Below are 16,729 nucleotides of genomic sequence, written 5' to 3' on the forward strand. Positions count from 1 at the left end.
GTGGATACTAGTAGTTTTTTTAACATTTTGTTGTATAAATTTTTCTTTTTCTCAGAAAGATGAAGCAACAATGGCAGCTATCTATGATCAGATAGAAATCATCGATAGTTATATGGAATCTGATGTATTTTCATTGGATCCAGAAGAATTTCTTGATCAAATTGCTGATCATGGAGCAGAACTTAATGGATATTATGAACATGAGCGTTTAAAGAAAATAATAAGAAGAATAGGTATGCCTAATGCGATGGTGATTACCGTTTTCTATTTCTGGAACGATCAATTAATTCACGTAGACTATAAGCAGCGTCAATATATGGAAAAGAAAAATGATGATGGTTTCGTAGTGATGGATTATTCTAATGCCTTCACAAAGTATGAGTCTAAGCATTATTTTGATAAAGGAGAAGAGATCGACAAAGTGGTTACAGGTAAAGCAGTTACTAATATTGAACCAGAAGAAACTTTTGTAGCATACAGCTTGAGAATGAAATCTTTATTGGATAATAAGTTTAAGAATAGAAGTACTTATGACGCTCTTCAAGGAAAATGGGTGAATGTCCAATTTCCTGATGAACATATGATTTTCGAAGAAACCATACGATTTAATTTTCGTGATGGTAAGTTTTTAAAGAGATTAAAGGTGAAAATTAAGGATGGCGTTATGTATTGCTCATCTCCAAAAGATCAGTATGTTTATAAATATAAAATTGAATCTTTAAATGCATATGAGTTAGTAGTTAAGGATTTACAAGATACATCTTCAAACTTAGTTTTATATAAAAAAATAGAATAAAAACGATACTATGAATCTTCAATATCCCATAGGAGAATTTGAATGTCCTAATATTATTACTAAAGAGCATATCTCTAAGTGGATAAATGATATAGAAGAGTTACCAGCAAAAATATCTGAACTTGTTTCGGATTTTTCTGAAGAACAATTAGAGACCCCTTACCGATCTGGTGGATGGACAGCAAGACAGGTTATTCATCATATTCATGACAGTCATCATAATGGGTATATACGTTTTAAATGGGCACTTACAGAAGACAAACCAGTCATCAAAGCTTATTATGAGGATCGATGGGCAGAATTATTTGATACTAAATCAGCACCTATTCACCTTTCATTGGATTTGATTAAAGCATTGCATGCAAAATGGGTGTATTTCTTAAAAGGACTATCAGATAATGACCTGGAAAAAGGATTTATTCACCCGGAAGGTACTATAGAAATCTCGTTAGCAGAAGATATTGGTATATATGCTTGGCACGGAAATCATCATTTGGCACATCTGCAGATAGTGGCAACAGCTACAAAATAGAGAGCATCATTCTTTGCATTTCTCTGTAACCATCCTTTAATCCAGAATAGTCCAGATTGTAATAAGAAATAGTCTTGAATTCCAACTTTTTATAAAATTGAACAGCAGGACTTGTGGTCATAACATCAAGCCAAATAACTTTTTTATTCAATTCTTTAGCAAGATTTTTTGTAAAATCCATAGCGTGTGTACCTATGCCTAATCCAGTAGCTTCAGCCAGAAGATATATTTTTTCAAGTTGAAGAGCTTCGGTTGGTGTATATTCGACTAATTCTTGGTGCTTTCTTAGTTTTAGCAATCCAAGTATCTTCTCAGACTTTTGAACCAAAAAATAAATAATGTTTTCAGTCTCAATATCTTTTTTAAAAGCGGCGGTAGTAAAACTTAAATTGACATAAAAACTAGTGTCTTCATTTTTCCAGATATGTGAGTAGTGTTCCGGATAGAATTGCTGACTTATTTTTACCAAAGCCTCAATATCATTTTCTGAACATCTATGGAATTCAATTTCAAAAGCCATACAATATATTATTCTTTCCACTTAATATTACAACCTATACTTGGCTTCTGCGGTTCTACGACCTTTGCGTTTTTAAGCACAGCGTCTAAAGCCTGACGCAGATCACGACCATTTACAGGGATTCCGTTTCCTGGTCTGGAATCATCTAATTGTCCTCTATAAATAAGTTTTAATTCTCCATCAAAAAGATAAAAATCCGGTGTGCAAGCTGCATCATAGGCTTTCGCTACTTCCTGAGTATCATCAAACAGATAAGGGAATGTATAATTGTTTTTCTGAGCTGTTTTCCACATATGCTTAGGAGCATCTTGTGGATAATTTTCAATATCATTACTGCTTATAGCCACAAAACCAAAACCCTGTATACGATAATCGTTAGCTACTCTCACAATCTCCTCATTGACGTGAATAACAAAAGGACAATGATTGCATATAAACATAATTACGGTTCCTTTTTCACCTTTGATATCTTTTAAAGAAATCTCATTATTAGTAATCGCATCTACCAAAGTAAAATCCGGAGCGATTGTACCAAGTGGCAACATGTTAGATGGAGTTCGAGCCATATTATTTAGTTTTAATGTTTTCGAAATTACAATTTTATACTATATAAGTCTAAAAAATGCTATCTTAGTTACATTAAAATTCCATAGTTATGAAAACTTTAGAAACCTGGTTTAAAGAATATGCTGTAAGCCACCAAAACAAAACAAATATTGCAATTCATTTCATATGTGTTCCTGCTATATTCTTTTCTGTTGTAGGTTTAATTATGAGTATTCCTAGTGGGTTTTTAGCCTCAATTATACCAGGACAAAACCCTTTTATAGAAAATTGGGCCTTTGTAGTTTCCCTACTTATTCTGCTTTTTTATGTTAGATTATCTGTGAAAATGGCGCTTCAGATATTAGTTTTTGTTGCTTTTTGTATTATTGCTAATTATTACATTAGTCAATATGCACCATTGTGGATGGTGTCTCTTATTATTTTTGTAGTTGCTTGGATTGGACAATTTTATGGACACCACTTAGAAGGAAAGAAGCCTTCTGCAGCACAGGACTTGCAGTTTTTGCTAATTGGACCTGCTTGGGTAATCCAAAAAATGTTTGGAAAAAAATAATATGAGTTTGCAGAATTGGAAAAATTCCGGATCATATTATTCATACAAAAACTATAAAATTTTCTACAGGGAAGAAGGAGTAGAGGTACCATTGATTCTAGTTCATGGGTTTCCAACATCTTCTTGGGATTGGAATAAGATTTGGGATGCGCTTATCAAGAAATATAGGGTATATGCTATCGATATGTTGGGATATGGATTTTCTTCTAAACCTACTGATTTTAAATATACCATTGCTTCACAAGTTGATTTATGGGAAACATTTTTAAAAGAAAAAGGGATTACTTCTTTTCATATACTGGCGCATGATTATGGGGACACAGTGGTTCAAGAAATGTTGGCTAGATCTAAAGAAAATCCTGAGTATGATTTTAAAATTGAATCCGTTTGCTTTCTTAATGGAGGAATGTTTCCGGAGACCAATTTCCCTACACTTACTCAGAGAATGTTGCTAACTCCTTTTGGTACTATTCTGAAACATTTTATGGGTCGAAACACGTTGGCAAAAAACTTCAAAAAGATATTTGGACAAGATACACAAGCTAGTGAACAGGAAATAGATGACTTTTGGGAAACGATAGACTATAACTCTGGTAAAAATGTAATACCGAAACTTATAAAGTATCTAAAAGAAAGAGATACATATAAAATTCGATGGCGTGAAGCAATACAATATACGGATGTGCCTAAAAGACTTATTGATGGAGGAATGGATCCAATCTCAGGAAAACATATGGCAGAATTCTATAAAGAAATCGTGCCTAATGCTGATGTAGTGATATTGGACACAATTGGACATTATCCACAGACAGAAGCTCCTGAAGAGGTGTTGTATCACTATGAAGAGTTTAGAAAACAATTATAACTTTTAAATAGTGCCTATTCGGAAAATACATTGGTATGAAATGTCATTGTAATTCATTCATATTTTTCAGATGCCCATTGTATAGTAGGTTCTATCCATTCTTTTAATGGTTTGAAAAGAAATCCGTGACCCATTCCTGTAGTAAGTTCAATTTCTTTAAAATGTATAATATTACAGGTTGAATTTTCTTTTCTTGCTATAGCAGATACTCCAAATGGATCTGTTTTTTCATAAATAGTCAAAATATTTCCGCAATAATTGATTTCAGGAATATCTATAATATCACGATCTCTAAAACTGGCTATAAACACAAAATTTAAATTAGAATTATTTGCCAAAGTTGATACATATTGAGCAATATATCCACCTTTCGAAGTGCCTACTACAGTTATTTTTTTAGGATCAATCCCTTTGTTTAATAAACTATCTATTTGATGTACAATATTGTTTGCGTATGTATTTGCATTCACATTTCTATTTCTTTTTTCACTAATAACCTTAAAACCTTTTTTTTTAAACTCTCTAATGATTTCCTTGTATTCAGTTCTCCCAAATTCTGGATGAAGTTCATTCAGTTCATGGGTTTCAAGAAATCGATTATGAAAAAAGAAAATAAACCGATCATTTTGATCGTAATTATTTTTGCAAGATGATAGTATCCAGAGGAATAGAACAGTAAATATTAAATGAGTATTCATGAATCTCCAAGTAATTACATTTCGTCACTAAAGAAAATAGCATTCATCAATAACTTGTTAGTACCATACCAGAAAGCTCTAAAATTAGTATTGTCTGTGAATAAAATAGTATTTCCTCTCCCTAGACTCTGATGTCTAAAGGGTACAGTGCCGGATAAGGAATCTAAATTCTTTTTACTAATGTACCCGCTTAATAATGGAGATTTTGTGTATTGAATAGGATTGCTGTAGCTCTGTTTATCAGCTTTGACAAATAAAGTAGTATTTCTAAACATAGCTATTTTGTCATTTTTATAGCCAAAATTTATAGGGTGTGATCTATCCGTTTTAGTTTGAAAAATTGCTCCGCCAATGACTTGAGCACCAAAGAAATCTCGTTTTTCTTCAAAGGAGATGTTTTTAGCGTCATTTTCTGGTTTAGAAAATTCGATTTTCATTAGTTCGTTATTCTTAAAGAATTGAGCAGCGTTTCTATAGCCAATCAATGTTCCTCCGTTTCGAATCCAGGTTTTTAGTTTATCGATAACATTTTTATCCATTGTCTGATTCCAACTATTTGGTAAAATGATATGTGTATACCGGGATAGATTTCTTCTTTCTAAATAATCTGTATTTAGTTTCGTTATTGGAATATTATAACGTTGATCCATAAGATGCCAGATTTCACCAGCATCATAAGGGGTAATTCCATTTCCTGTCAATAAAGCAATTTTTGGCAAGGATAAGGCTCTAAATTGAGTGCTTCCCAGATCAATACCAGTGGTAAGCCCCGTTGATACTCCTGTAATATTTACGTGGTTTTCTGAAGCAAGTTTTTGTAAAAATGAATAGATGTCTTCAGAGTTGAGTTTCTGATTTTGTATAGGAATCATAATCGTTCCATAATCATAACTTTTGTTTTCGATAGAAAATGGTTTCATACCTACTTTAGCTCTTAATCCTTTATGTAAGATTTTATACAAGACAGCTGGAGTATAGTATTCATGCCATTCCATGAGGTATGCGTAACTACTTTTGACAATGGTTTTTGGTTTTCTAAAATTTAACTCAGTAATTTCATCTCCTAAATCAGTAGTAGCTGATTTTTCAGAATAATCTAAGTTAAATGCTAGTGGGAATGTCCAAGCGGATACATCATAAAATAAGCTATCCTGAAATGTAGTTCTTTTCTCAAACATAGCTTTTATCAAACGACTTTGCTTTTGGTTTTTGGGTACTACATAACTGTACCCTTTTCTAAATTTTTTACCATCTGAAGTCATATCATTTTTTAGATCGTAAAACTTAATTTGATGCCGTTTTAAGATCTCTGCTAAGTGGTATGCAGAAGCAGCGTCTTTTTCATTACCAAAAACATAAGCTCCATTTTGGGCTTCTTTTCTTGCATTTGCATAAAAATTCTTTTGGTATTTAAGTAGTTCTACACGCATGGATTTTGCAGCCTCTAATGTAGAAAGAGTTGCTGTAAATTGATTTCGTATGGTAAATGGAAATGTCAATATCCCATTATCTGTTTCCTGAGCATGTCCACGAGAACTTCCTTGCTCGAATAGAATACCAATTCCTCCATTGATATCCGGAAAAGTAGAACCTTTTCCGTAATAGAAATCATCAAAGTTTTCTTCGGTGAAGTATAAAGATCCTATTTTGTTAAATGCATCGGCATGATAATTAGCAATTTTTTTGGTAAGCTCCTGATTTAATTTGGGGGTCAAAGGGTGTGTCCTGGATTGTATTCCCGGCTGAAAAAAGAATGTGCTATTGGTTCCCATCTCGTGATGATCGGTAAGGATGTTTGGGTACCAGTTATGAAAAGTTTTGATTCTAGCTCTTGATTCTGGTAATTGTACAGGTAGCCAATCGCGGTTCATATCAAACCAATAATGATTGGTTCTTCCTCCAGGCCATACTTCGCTATATTCTCGATCTTGAGGATCAGTATTTATGTTTTTACTCTTATTAGTATTTGCCCAGTATGAAAAACGCTGCAAACCATCAGGATTAAATGATGGATCAAACAAAATTACGACCTTATCCAGTAACTCATTAATTTCATTTCCTTGTCCAGCAGCAAGATAATATGCTGCTAGTAAACTGGCATTAGATCCACTAGGTTCGTTTCCGTGAATAGAAAACCCTTGGTATACAACTGCTGGCATCGACGCGATATCTGCTGTGCTCGCATTAGCCTGCGTCAATTGAAGATGTTGGGTTCTGATTTTTTCAAGGTTTTGATGGTTTTTTTCTGAAGTGATCGTCAAAAGAATAATGGGACGATCTTCAAAAGTTTTTCCACGATCTTCTAGTGTGATACGTGGAGAAGCTTCTGCTAAAGCTTTCATGTATTCCACCAGTTTGTCATGCGTGACATGCCATTTCCCTGGAACAAATCCTAAAACACTTTGTGGTGTTGGAATCTCAGGATTGTAAGACACTCCTTTTGGTAAATAATAATCTAATGATAGGTTTTCTTGCGAAAAGGAAGAAAAGAAGAATAGGGATAAGATAATTGTAAAGAAGTGCTTCATTTTAGAAAGTTTGTGCGAGTGTTGAGTTTATAGTCATCGAAAATAAAAAAAACCGCTTCAGAGATTGAAGCGGTTTGCATAAGTTTAACATAAGTTATTATGTCTTATATGTCATCGAAGCTTACATCCGTAAAACTTTCTGTAGAAGCAGTAACTTCTTCATTAGTAGTTGTTGATTCTTCGGCACTTTGTTCGTAAGATTTCTGATAATCTTTTTGATGTCTTTCGCTTATAACTTCTTCACCTTTTTCATTAACAATGAAATCAGTCATTTCAGCTAAAATTTCACTAAACCCTACAAAGTCTTCTTTGTATAAATAGATTTTATGCTTTTTGTAGTGAAAAGATCCGTCGTCATTAGTGAATTTTTTACTCTCTGTAATGGTAAGATAGTAATCTCCAGCTTTTGTTGATCTTACATCAAAGAAATATGTTCTTCTTCCTGCTCTTAAAACTTTTGAGAAAATTTCCTCTTTCTCTAACATTTCATTATCGCTCATAATCCGTATTTCTTAATTAATTAGTCTGTTACGATGGAATCAAAAATCTAAAAAATTTGTTAATCGTACAACAAAATATCAAATTTCTTTTTCGCTCAGCTGTTTTAAATATAGTTCTTTATAATACCCATCTATGTCTAATAGTTGATTATGAGTGCCTTGTTGGATGATTTTCCCTTCGCTTAAAACAATTATTTTATCTGCATTTCTTACTGTAGAAACCCTATGACTCACAATAAAAGTAGTCTTATTTTTAGATATTCTATTGAGATTGTTGAGTATTTCTTCCTCAGTTTCTGTATCTACCGCAGATAAACAATCATCAAAAAGAAGGATAGATGGATTTTTAATAATTGCTCGAGCGATAGAAACTCGTTGCTTTTGCCCACCAGATAAGGTGATTCCTCTTTCTCCTAAAACCGTATCATATCCCTTACTAAATCCCTGAATGTTTTCGTGAACAACGGCATTTTTTGCAGCTTCTAAAACCTCATTATCTGTGGCGTTTACTTTTCCAAATTTTATATTATTTCTTATCGAGTCGCTAAACAAGAAGGCGTCCTGTGGAACATATCCTATGGACGTTCTCAGATTTACTAAATTTAGATCTCCAATAGGCTTTCCATCGATTCTAATTTCTCCATCAGAAACATCATACAATCTTCCAAGTAGATCTAAAATCGTTGATTTTCCTGACCCTGTTTTCCCGATAATGGCAATTGTTTGTCCGGAATTAATTTCAAAACTTATGTTTTTTAACGCTGTAATATTGGTGTCATCATAGATAAAGGAGACATTGTCGAAAATAATATTTCCTATTATTGGCGTATTTTCGGTAACGGTATTTGTGATTTCAGGTTCCTGGCTTAAGAATTCATTAATTCTAACCTGAGAAGCTTCTGCTTGCTGTATAATGGAAGTGACCCACCCTACAGTGGCAACAGGCCAGGTAAGCATATTGACAAAAATGATAAATTCTACAATAACACCAAGGTCCTGAATCGTACCATTAATATATTGTTTGCCTCCAATATAAATAACCATGATATTACTAATACCTATAAGTAGTACCATTAATGGGAAAAATAACGCTTGTACTTTTACTAGGTCAATGTTCTTTTCTTTACTGGTATTTGATAACTCCGTAAAGTTTCTTAACGTTTGTAGTTCTATCCCGTAGGCTTTTATAACAGAAATGCCACTAAATGATTCTTGAGTGAATGTCGTTAGTTTGGATAAAAATTGTTGTACGATGGTACTTCTTTTATGTATGGCTACACTCAATTTGTAAATAGAAACAGAAAGAATAGGTAAAGGAGCAACTGTATACAAGGTTAATTTTGGAGCAATACTGATCATATATCCTATTACTAAAACAAATAGCGTAATAGTGGTTACACTATACATGATAGCGGGACCTACATACATTCTCACCTTGGATACATCTTCACTGATGCGATTCATCAAATCGCCTGTTCTGTTTTTTTTATAAAAATTAAGTGATAAAATCTGGTAATGTCTGAAAACTTCATTTTTTAGATCAAATTCAATAAATCGTGATACTACGATAAAAGTTTGTCGCATTAAGAAAGTAAAGAAACCTGCTAAAAGAGCAGAACCAAGAAGAAGTAGAAGATTGATAAGTAGATTTCTTTTTAAGTAACTATAATCAGTAATTTCTCCATCAATATATTGACGAATAAGATCAATACTGTCGCCAATAAATGTGGGAACTGCAATAGCAAAAACTCTTGCAATTATTGTAATAACTAAACCAATGATAAGGCGATATTTATATTTTAGGAAGTACTTGTTTAGATGGCGTAATGCACGCATAAAGCATTGATTTTTAGAAGCTGAATTATTAACAAATTCTTAAAGTTTAACAACAAAAAATTTTAAATTCGTAAAAATACATTATTTTAGCACCTCAATTTTGACTATTATATAATTTATAACATTTTAAAATTTCCGAAAATGATAACCGAAGTGCTTACTGCAAATCAATTAAAAAAAGAGGCTCCTGTATTTGGCCAATTGTCTTTTAACGATCACGAACAAGTTGTTTTTTGTCAAGACAAAGATACAGGATTAAAGGCAATAATTGGGGTGCATAACACAATTTTAGGTCCGGCTTTAGGAGGGACTAGAATGTATAATTATAAAACAGAATGGGATGCTCTTAATGATGTATTAAGATTGTCAAGAGGAATGACTTATAAAGCTGCTATCACTGGTTTGAATCTTGGCGGGGGAAAAGCGGTTATTATTGGAGACCCTAAAACATTAAAAACTCCTGCGCTGATGAAGCGTTTTGGTGAGTTTGTGCATACACTAGGTGGAAAATACTATACAGCAGAAGATGTTGGTATGGAGACTTCTGATATGGATACTGTTAGAGAAGTGACACCTTATGTGACTGGAATCTCTGAGTCTAAAGGAGGAGCAGGAAACCCATCTCCTGTAACTGCATATGGTGTTTATATGGGAATGAAAGCCTCAGCTAAATTTGCTTACGGAACAGATAATCTAGAAGGTAAAAAGATATTAGTACAAGGTATTGGTCATGTAGGAGAAGAGCTTGTTCGCCTAACTGCAGAAGAAGGAGCTAATGTTATTATTACAGATATAAACCAGGAAAGACTTCATGAAGTAAGCAATGCATATGGAGTAGAAATATATAAAGGAGAGGATTTATATTCAGAAACTGCTGATATCTATGCACCTTGTGCATTAGGAGCTACGGTTAACGATGAAACTATTAATAAGCTAAAAGTTAAGGTGATTGCAGGAGCTGCTAACAACCAGTTGGCTTCAGAAAATATTCACGGTCCATTATTACAGGAAAAAGGGATTGTGTATGCTCCGGACTTTTTAATCAATGCAGGAGGTATTATTAATGTATATGCAGAGATTGAAGGATACGGAAGAGACCAAATTATAACTAAAACTGAAAATATCTATAATACTACATTAGATATTTTAAACAAAGCAAAGGCTACTGGTATGACTACAAATACTGCTGCTGTTAGTATTGCAGATGAAAGAATTGCTGCCAAAAAAAAGCAATAAACAGATTTGTATAAAATTTACTTCATAAAAAGTAAATTTTAGAATTGGTAGAATAAAAATAATAGTATTTTTGCAGGGCGAAAGTGATATACACTTTCGCCTTTTTAAATATAATAGTTCTTTGTAATTTCTTATGTTAACCAGAAGACATATCCGAGTTAAAGTAATGCAGTCCCTCTATGCACTAGAGCAGACGCAAAGTGATAATCTAGATAAAGAAGAAAAGTTTTTACTTTTTAGTATTGAACAGATGTATGATTTATTTCTTATAAATCTTCAACTTCTGGTAGAAATAAGAAAGCATGCTACTGATTTCTTAGAAAAAAGCCAGAAAAAATATTTGGCTACCTCAGAAGAAAAAAACCCAAACCAAAAGTTTATTAATAATGAAGTTCTTACCTTATTAGAAAAGAACATCGAGCTTAACGAAGCGATGGATCGTAAGAAAATGAACTGTTGGGATCTTGATGATGAGTATGTTAAAATTCTTTGGAAAGAAATTAGCGAGAGTGAACTCTATGCTGATTATATGAAAACAAAGATGAGTTCTTTTAAAGAAGACAAGGATTTCATTCTTGATGTTTTCAAAGAAATTATAGCTCCTAATGATAAGCTATATGAATATATAGAAGACAAGAAACTTACCTGGATAGATGATTTACCGTTAATCAATACTGGAATTATAAAGATGCTGAGAAAGGTAAAGCAAACTCATGATGAGCATATGTCTTTACCTAGATTGTATAAAGATGTCGATGATAAGAAATTTGCAAAAGATATTTTTAGAAAAACTGCTCTTAATGGAGTAGAATTTGCAAAAGAAATAGAAGGTAGAACTCCTAATTGGGATAAGGATAGAATCGCAGAATTAGACAAAGCAGTGATTAAAATGGCGATTTGTGAGTTCCAGAAATTCCCATCTATACCTGTAAAAGTAACAATTAACGAATATTTAGAGATTGCCAAAGAATATAGTACACCAAAGAGTAGTATCTTTATCAACGGGATATTAGATAAAATATCGAAAGAATATCAAGAAAACGGTAAACTAAATAAAGTTGGCCGAGGGCTTATGTAGTTCAAAAAAAATAGTATTTTTAACCCTCAATTAATTAAAAACCCAAGTAATGAAAAAAGGAATCTTGATTTTAGCTGGTGTTTTTGCTTTGACATTTATGTCTTGTAAAGATAATGCAGCAGAAAAAGTTAAAGAAGAAAATGTAGCAGATGCTGCAGATCGTGATGCAAAGAATACAGATTTCCCTGTAATGAGCTTTGATCAAACTGAACACGATTTTGGAACAATCAATGAAGGTGATGTGGTAGAGCATACATTTACATTTACTAATACTGGTAAAGCACCATTAGTAATTGTTAATGCAAAAGGAAGTTGTGGATGTACAGTTCCTGAGTGGACAAAAGAGCCTGTTGCTCCTGGAGCTACTGGATCTATGTTAGTAAAATTTAATTCTAACGGTAAACCAAACGCTCAAAACAAACAAGTTACTATTACTGCTAATACTGAAGCAGGAAAAGAAATCCTTAAGATTAAGGCAATGGTAACTCCAAAAGCTAAACCAGTAAGCGGAACTCCGGTAAGCGAGTAATATTTATGGAAGGATTTGGAGGACAATTACCTTTTATACTTTTGATATTTGTGGTGATGTATTTTTTTATGATACGTCCGCAAATGCAAAAAGCAAAAAAGGAGAAGAAATTCGCTGCAGAGCTTAAAAAAGGAGATCGCGTTGTAACAAAAAGTGGTCTTCATGGAAAAGTTTTTGACTTCAGTGAAAAAAGTAATGCTGTTATTATTGAAACAGGATCTGGTAAGTTGACATTTGATAAATCTGCTATTTCGTTAGAAATGAGTCAGAAGTTAAATGCACCACCACCTGCTGAAAAAAAGAAGTAATCATCGGCTTATAAAGTAAAAGCGTCATATTTCTAAATATGACGCTTTTTTTATGCATTTGTTTTTCTTTGTGAATTTATTTCTTCGCCGTCAACTCAGCAATTTTAACAATCACTTCTACAGCTTTAATCATGCTTTCTACAGGTACGTATTCATATCTCCCGTGAAAATTATGTCCACCCGCAAAAATATTAGGACAAGGTAGCCCCATATAGCTCAATTGCGATCCATCTGTACCACCACGAATTGGTTTAATAAGTGGAGTAATGCCTAACGCTTTCATTGCTTCTTCTGCAATATTTACAATATGCATTACAGGTTCCACCTTTTCTCTCATATTGTAGTACTGATCACTAATTTCAGTAGTTACAGTATCTTTTCCGTATTGTTTGTTTAGTTCGCTCGTAAGCTTAATCATCACCTCTTTACGAGCTTCAAAATGCTTTTTATCGTGATCTCTGATGATGTATTGCAATGTAGTTTCTTCTACATCTCCAGTCATATTATGTAAGTGAAAAAAGCCTTCGCGATCACTCGTATGTTCCGGAGTTTCTAATCTGGGCAGAGAATTGATAAAATCCTGCGCGATATACATACTATTGATCATTTTTCCTTTTGCATATCCTGGATGTACGATTTTACCTTTTACAGTAACCACAGCGCCAGCAGCATTAAAGTTTTCGTATTCTAATTCTCCAATCTGGCTACCATCCATAGTGTAAGCCCATTCGGCTCCAAACTTTTTGATATCAAATTTATGAGCTCCTCTTCCTATTTCTTCATCAGGAGTAAAACCAATACGGATTTTTCCGTGCTTGATTTCAGGATGTTGAACAAGATATTCCATTGCAGAAATAATCTCAGCAATACCAGCCTTATCATCAGCTCCTAGAAGCGTAGTTCCGTCTGTGGTAATTAACGTTTGTCGTTTGTAAAGCTTTAAATCTTCAAAATAATCAGGAGACAACACAATATTCTCGTCTTTGTTAAGGATAATATCTTTTCCGTCATAGGACTCAATAATTTGCGGGTTCACATTTGCTCCAGTGAAATCTGGGGTTGTGTCAAAATGAGAGATAAAACCAATTGTTGGTACATCGTGATCCACATTAGATGGTAATGTTGCCATGATGTAGGCATTTTTATCAATAGTAACTTCTTCCAGACCGATTGATTTCAATTCTTCTACTAATTTATTTGCCAGATCCCATTGTTTCATAGAACTAGGAGTGGTGTCACTATTCGGATCGCTTTCGGTATCTATAGTTACGTAACTTATGAATCTGTCAATAATGTGTTTTTTTGGAATCATAGCGATGCATTTTTTTAATCTTGAAGATTTCAAAAATACACATTCATACACTTTTATTAGAACCTCCTAAGACTTATTTTTGCACAGCAAAAGAATCTTTCAATGTATAAATCGCTTGTCCGTCCAATTTTATTCAAATATGATCCTGAAGCAGTGCATCACTTTACGTTTAAGATGATCAGGATTGTGTCTAAAATTCCCTTCATCTCATCAATTTTTAGAAGTTTATATCTTGTGAAAAATCCAGTATTAGAGCGAGAGGTTTTTGGGTTAAAATTTAAGAATCCGGTTGGACTTGCAGCAGGATTTGATAAAAATGCGATACTGTATAATGAACTAGGGAATTTTGGTTTTGGTTTTATTGAAATTGGTACAGTAACTCCAAGAGGACAGAAAGGAAATCCTAAGAAAAGATTGTTTAGGCTGAAAGAGGATGGCGCGATTATTAACCGAATGGGGTTTAATAATGAAGGTCTGGAAGCTGCAATCGAACAACTAAAGAAAAACAAAGGAAAACTTATTATTGGTGGTAATATTGGGAAAAATACAGATACTGCTCCAGAGGATTATACTAGAGATTACTTGGAGTGTTTTAAGGCTTTGCATCCGTATGTAGATTATTTTGTTCTCAATGTTAGCTGTCCCAATGTAAGTAGTCACGCTAAGTTAAATGATAAAGATTATTTGTTAGAGTTGATTGGAGCTGTACAAGAAGTAAATAATGCAAGTAATACGCAAAAACCTATTGTGTTAAAAATTGCACCAGATTTGAATAACAGTCAACTTGATGAAATCATAGAATTAGTTAATGAAACCAAACTAGATGGTATTATCGCTAGTAATACTTCCATGTTTAGAGAAGGTTTGAAAGCTTCAAAAGAGCAGTTAGATGCGATAGGTAATGGAGGTTTGAGCGGACAACCTATAAAAAACAGGAGTACATCGGTTATTAAATATTTGTCAGAAAAAAGCAATAAAGCTTTTCCTATTATAGGAGTAGGCGGTATTCATTCTGCAGCTGATGCTATAGAAAAATTAGAAGCAGGAGCAAGCCTTGTACAAATCTATACTGGTTTTATTTATGAAGGACCAAAACTGATTAAGGATATTAATAAAGCTGTAATCAAAAAAGGATTATAAATAAACTATCTCAAAATTATTTTTTGGGTTTCAGTTTTTCCAAGGTTGGTATGAAGTCTTACTAAGTAAATTCCAGAATTAAGATTAGTGAGGTCTAAATTAATGTTGGTATTACTTTCTTTAAAATCATAACGTCTCACTTGCTTTCCTAAAACATTATAGACCTGGATTTCTTCTACAGTAGCAGTTTTTGAAGATGATATTGATATGTTTCCATTACTTGGATTAGGAGAAATGGTAATAGCATCATCTAGATTATCAAAATCTTGTATGCTAAGTCGTTTTTGTGTAAAAACAATAGTTCCAATTTTTTCGGATGAAAAAGGAGTAACTCCTTGTAAACTTGATATTGCTTCCTGAGGCATTGTAGTGGTATTATTTAAGCTATAGCCAGTTCCATTTTCAGTTCCTGCATCATAGGCATAGAGATCCAATGTAACTTCTGGAATCCATTGCCCTCCGTTATCTAATAAGGAAACACTATTTACCGCAATCATCCAATCAGGACTTGGAGCGATCATAGAAGCAAGACTAATTAAAGGGTAATCAGAGTTTACAGTAATATCGCTTATGGTTATAGTTCTACCAGATCCAGTAAAAAACAAACTAGGACCTTCAATAAATTGATCAGCATTATTAGCGTTTATTGCATTCGTAACCTCTGAGTTAAAAGTACCGAAAGCACCGGTTTCTGCAACTTGTTCTATTCCAGCAGTGGCTGAACCACCCATTTCAAGAAAAGTAACATTGCTATTATGTGCAGCACCTACTAATTCAGTAAAATGAGCCCCACCTGGCAATGAACCGTGCGCTTCCCAATTACTGGTAAAAATAATATCGTATGTGGCTGTTGTTTGGCCGAATGTTGCTAATGAAAGAAATAATAGTGTAGTTTTTAGAATAAGCTTTTTCATTTGTGTGGTTGTTGGTTATTTTGATTTGTGTTATATATTTTAAACAGTTGAATAAAGAATAACCCTAATTTTTCAATAATAATTTATTATAAACGTGTTTTAAAATGATATGTATACTTTTGGGCTGTCGGTTGTTTATACAAAACCTTACAAAAAACACAAATGAATTTTGAAATTTTATACACTTTTGTAATTGCTACTTCTGCTTTGGCAATTTCACCGGGACCAGATAATATTTATGTATTAATGCAAAGCATTGTCAACGGAAAAAAGTACGGTCTAGCTACGGTAGCGGGCTTAATGTCTGGTTGTTTGGTGCATACTACCTTGGTTGCTTTTGGAGTATCTGTAATTATTAAGCAAAGCGAATTATTATTTTTTGTCATAAAACTTTTGGGAGCTTTATATTTATTCTTTTTAGCTTATAAAGTGTGGAGAAGCGATGCAGCGATACAATTGACTGGGGATAAGGTTGAGAAAAAAAGTTTGGGACAATTGTTTAGACAAGGATTTATTATGAATGTATTAAATCCTAAAGTATCTATATTCTTTTTAGCATTTTTCCCTGGGTTTTTGTTTAGTAAAGAATTAAGTAGCGTAACGCAGTTCTATATATTAGGGTTTTTATTTATACTGGTTTCATTTTTTGTTTTTGGTTTAATAGCGGTGATGGCCGGATATATTTCTGATTATGTAAAAGAGAATTCTAAAGTAGGAGTACTTCTAAAATGGTTACAGATCATAGTCTTTATCGGAATCGGAACTTTTATCCTCTTTTCTGAAAAATAAAGTTATAAAAAAGGTTGTCTGTTTTTAA

At 33.2% G+C, this 16,729-nt stretch carries 18 protein-coding genes; 10 read left to right on the forward strand and 8 right to left on the reverse strand.

What is annotated here, in order from left to right; translation table 11 throughout:
- Window positions 1-70 precede the first annotated feature (70 nt).
- Both Q0910_RS00355 and Q0910_RS00360 read left to right on the forward strand, forming a co-directional pair.
- Window positions 71-796, forward strand: coding sequence for a hypothetical protein (locus Q0910_RS00355; protein WP_299210962.1), 726 nt, complete (start codon window positions 71-73; stop codon window positions 794-796).
- Between the two features lie 10 nt (window positions 797-806).
- Window positions 807-1,328 carry a YfiT family bacillithiol transferase gene (locus Q0910_RS00360; RefSeq protein ID WP_299210964.1) on the forward strand — a complete coding sequence of 174 codons (522 nt, stop codon included), beginning with the start codon at window positions 807-809 and terminating at the stop codon, window positions 1,326-1,328.
- Here Q0910_RS00360 and Q0910_RS00365 read toward each other — a convergent pair.
- Window positions 1,318-1,848, reverse strand: coding sequence for a GNAT family N-acetyltransferase (locus Q0910_RS00365; protein ID WP_299210967.1), 531 nt, complete (start codon window positions 1,846-1,848; stop codon window positions 1,318-1,320). The genes Q0910_RS00360 and Q0910_RS00365 overlap by 11 nt on opposite strands.
- An 8-nt stretch (window positions 1,849-1,856) precedes the next feature.
- Window positions 1,857-2,414, reverse strand: coding sequence for a thioredoxin family protein (locus Q0910_RS00370; protein WP_299210970.1), 558 nt, complete (start codon window positions 2,412-2,414; stop codon window positions 1,857-1,859).
- Between the two features lie 89 nt (window positions 2,415-2,503).
- Here Q0910_RS00370 and Q0910_RS00375 point away from each other — a divergent pair, with 89 nt between their 5' ends.
- Together Q0910_RS00375 and Q0910_RS00380 are read left to right on the forward strand one after the other, a co-directional pair.
- Window positions 2,504-2,968: an Mpo1-like protein gene (locus tag Q0910_RS00375; RefSeq protein WP_299210973.1), complete on the forward strand. Its 465-nt coding sequence runs from the start codon at window positions 2,504-2,506 to the stop codon at window positions 2,966-2,968.
- Between the two features lie 7 nt (window positions 2,969-2,975).
- Entirely contained in the window at window positions 2,976-3,833 is an 858-nt protein-coding gene (locus Q0910_RS00380; protein WP_299210976.1) for an alpha/beta hydrolase, read from the forward strand.
- Between the two features lie 53 nt (window positions 3,834-3,886).
- On the opposite strand, the gene Q0910_RS00385 is transcribed toward Q0910_RS00380, so the two are convergent.
- The 4 genes from Q0910_RS00385 to Q0910_RS00400 all read right to left on the reverse strand — a co-directional run bounded on the left by Q0910_RS00385 (window position 3,887) and on the right by Q0910_RS00400 (window position 9,395).
- Entirely contained in the window at window positions 3,887-4,531 is a 645-nt protein-coding gene (locus Q0910_RS00385; protein WP_299210979.1) for an alpha/beta hydrolase, read from the reverse strand.
- 14 nt (window positions 4,532-4,545) lie between these two features.
- Window positions 4,546-7,059, reverse strand: a complete 2,514-nt coding sequence (locus Q0910_RS00390) for a M14 family metallopeptidase (RefSeq protein WP_299210982.1) — start codon at window positions 7,057-7,059, stop codon at window positions 4,546-4,548.
- 104 nt (window positions 7,060-7,163) lie between these two features.
- A complete protein-coding gene (locus Q0910_RS00395) occupies window positions 7,164-7,559 on the reverse strand; it encodes a PUR family DNA/RNA-binding protein (protein WP_299210984.1) in 396 nt (131 codons plus the stop codon).
- Window positions 7,560-7,637: 78 nt separating this feature from the next.
- On the reverse strand, window positions 7,638-9,395 hold the full coding sequence (locus Q0910_RS00400) for an ABC transporter ATP-binding protein (RefSeq protein WP_299210987.1): 1,758 nt from the start codon (window positions 9,393-9,395) through the stop codon (window positions 7,638-7,640).
- A gap of 141 nt (window positions 9,396-9,536) precedes the next feature.
- On the opposite strand from Q0910_RS00400, the gene Q0910_RS00405 reads away from it, so the two are divergent.
- The 4 genes from Q0910_RS00405 (at window position 9,537) to yajC (ending at window position 12,546) form a co-directional block, all read left to right on the forward strand.
- The gene (locus Q0910_RS00405) at window positions 9,537-10,631 is read left to right on the forward strand and encodes a Glu/Leu/Phe/Val dehydrogenase dimerization domain-containing protein (RefSeq protein ID WP_299210990.1); all 1,095 of its coding nucleotides are present in this window, start codon (window positions 9,537-9,539) and stop codon (window positions 10,629-10,631) included.
- Between the two features lie 166 nt (window positions 10,632-10,797).
- Complete coding sequence (gene nusB, locus Q0910_RS00410) at window positions 10,798-11,709, forward strand: transcription antitermination factor NusB (RefSeq protein WP_299210993.1); 912 nt, start codon at window positions 10,798-10,800, stop codon at window positions 11,707-11,709.
- Window positions 11,710-11,758: 49 nt separating this feature from the next.
- A complete protein-coding gene (locus Q0910_RS00415; RefSeq protein ID WP_298546727.1) occupies window positions 11,759-12,238 on the forward strand; it encodes a DUF1573 domain-containing protein in 480 nt (159 codons plus the stop codon).
- A gap of 5 nt (window positions 12,239-12,243) precedes the next feature.
- Window positions 12,244-12,546 carry a preprotein translocase subunit YajC gene (gene yajC, locus Q0910_RS00420; RefSeq protein WP_299210996.1) on the forward strand — a complete coding sequence of 101 codons (303 nt, stop codon included), beginning with the start codon at window positions 12,244-12,246 and terminating at the stop codon, window positions 12,544-12,546.
- Window positions 12,547-12,622: 76 nt separating this feature from the next.
- Here yajC and pepT read toward each other — a convergent pair whose 3' ends face one another.
- Window positions 12,623-13,858 carry a peptidase T gene (gene pepT, locus Q0910_RS00425; protein WP_299210999.1) on the reverse strand — a complete coding sequence of 412 codons (1,236 nt, stop codon included), beginning with the start codon at window positions 13,856-13,858 and terminating at the stop codon, window positions 12,623-12,625.
- Between the two features lie 102 nt (window positions 13,859-13,960).
- Between pepT and Q0910_RS00430 the strand changes: the two genes are divergently transcribed.
- Window positions 13,961-14,998 (forward strand): quinone-dependent dihydroorotate dehydrogenase, encoded by a 1,038-nt coding sequence (locus Q0910_RS00430; RefSeq protein WP_299211002.1) that lies wholly within the window; start codon window positions 13,961-13,963, stop codon window positions 14,996-14,998.
- A 5-nt stretch (window positions 14,999-15,003) separates the two neighbouring features.
- Here the strand turns inward: Q0910_RS00430 and Q0910_RS00435 are convergent, their stop codons facing one another.
- Window positions 15,004-15,912 carry a spondin domain-containing protein gene (locus tag Q0910_RS00435; RefSeq protein WP_299211005.1) on the reverse strand — a complete coding sequence of 303 codons (909 nt, stop codon included), beginning with the start codon at window positions 15,910-15,912 and terminating at the stop codon, window positions 15,004-15,006.
- Window positions 15,913-16,074: 162 nt separating this feature from the next.
- Between Q0910_RS00435 and Q0910_RS00440 the strand changes: the two genes are divergently transcribed.
- A complete protein-coding gene (locus Q0910_RS00440) occupies window positions 16,075-16,701 on the forward strand; it encodes a LysE family translocator (protein ID WP_299211007.1) in 627 nt (208 codons plus the stop codon).
- Window positions 16,702-16,729: the final 28 nt, after the last annotated feature.

It is taken from the genome of uncultured Aquimarina sp. (assembly GCF_947495315.1).
GTDB lineage: Bacteria > Bacteroidota > Bacteroidia > Flavobacteriales > Flavobacteriaceae > Aquimarina.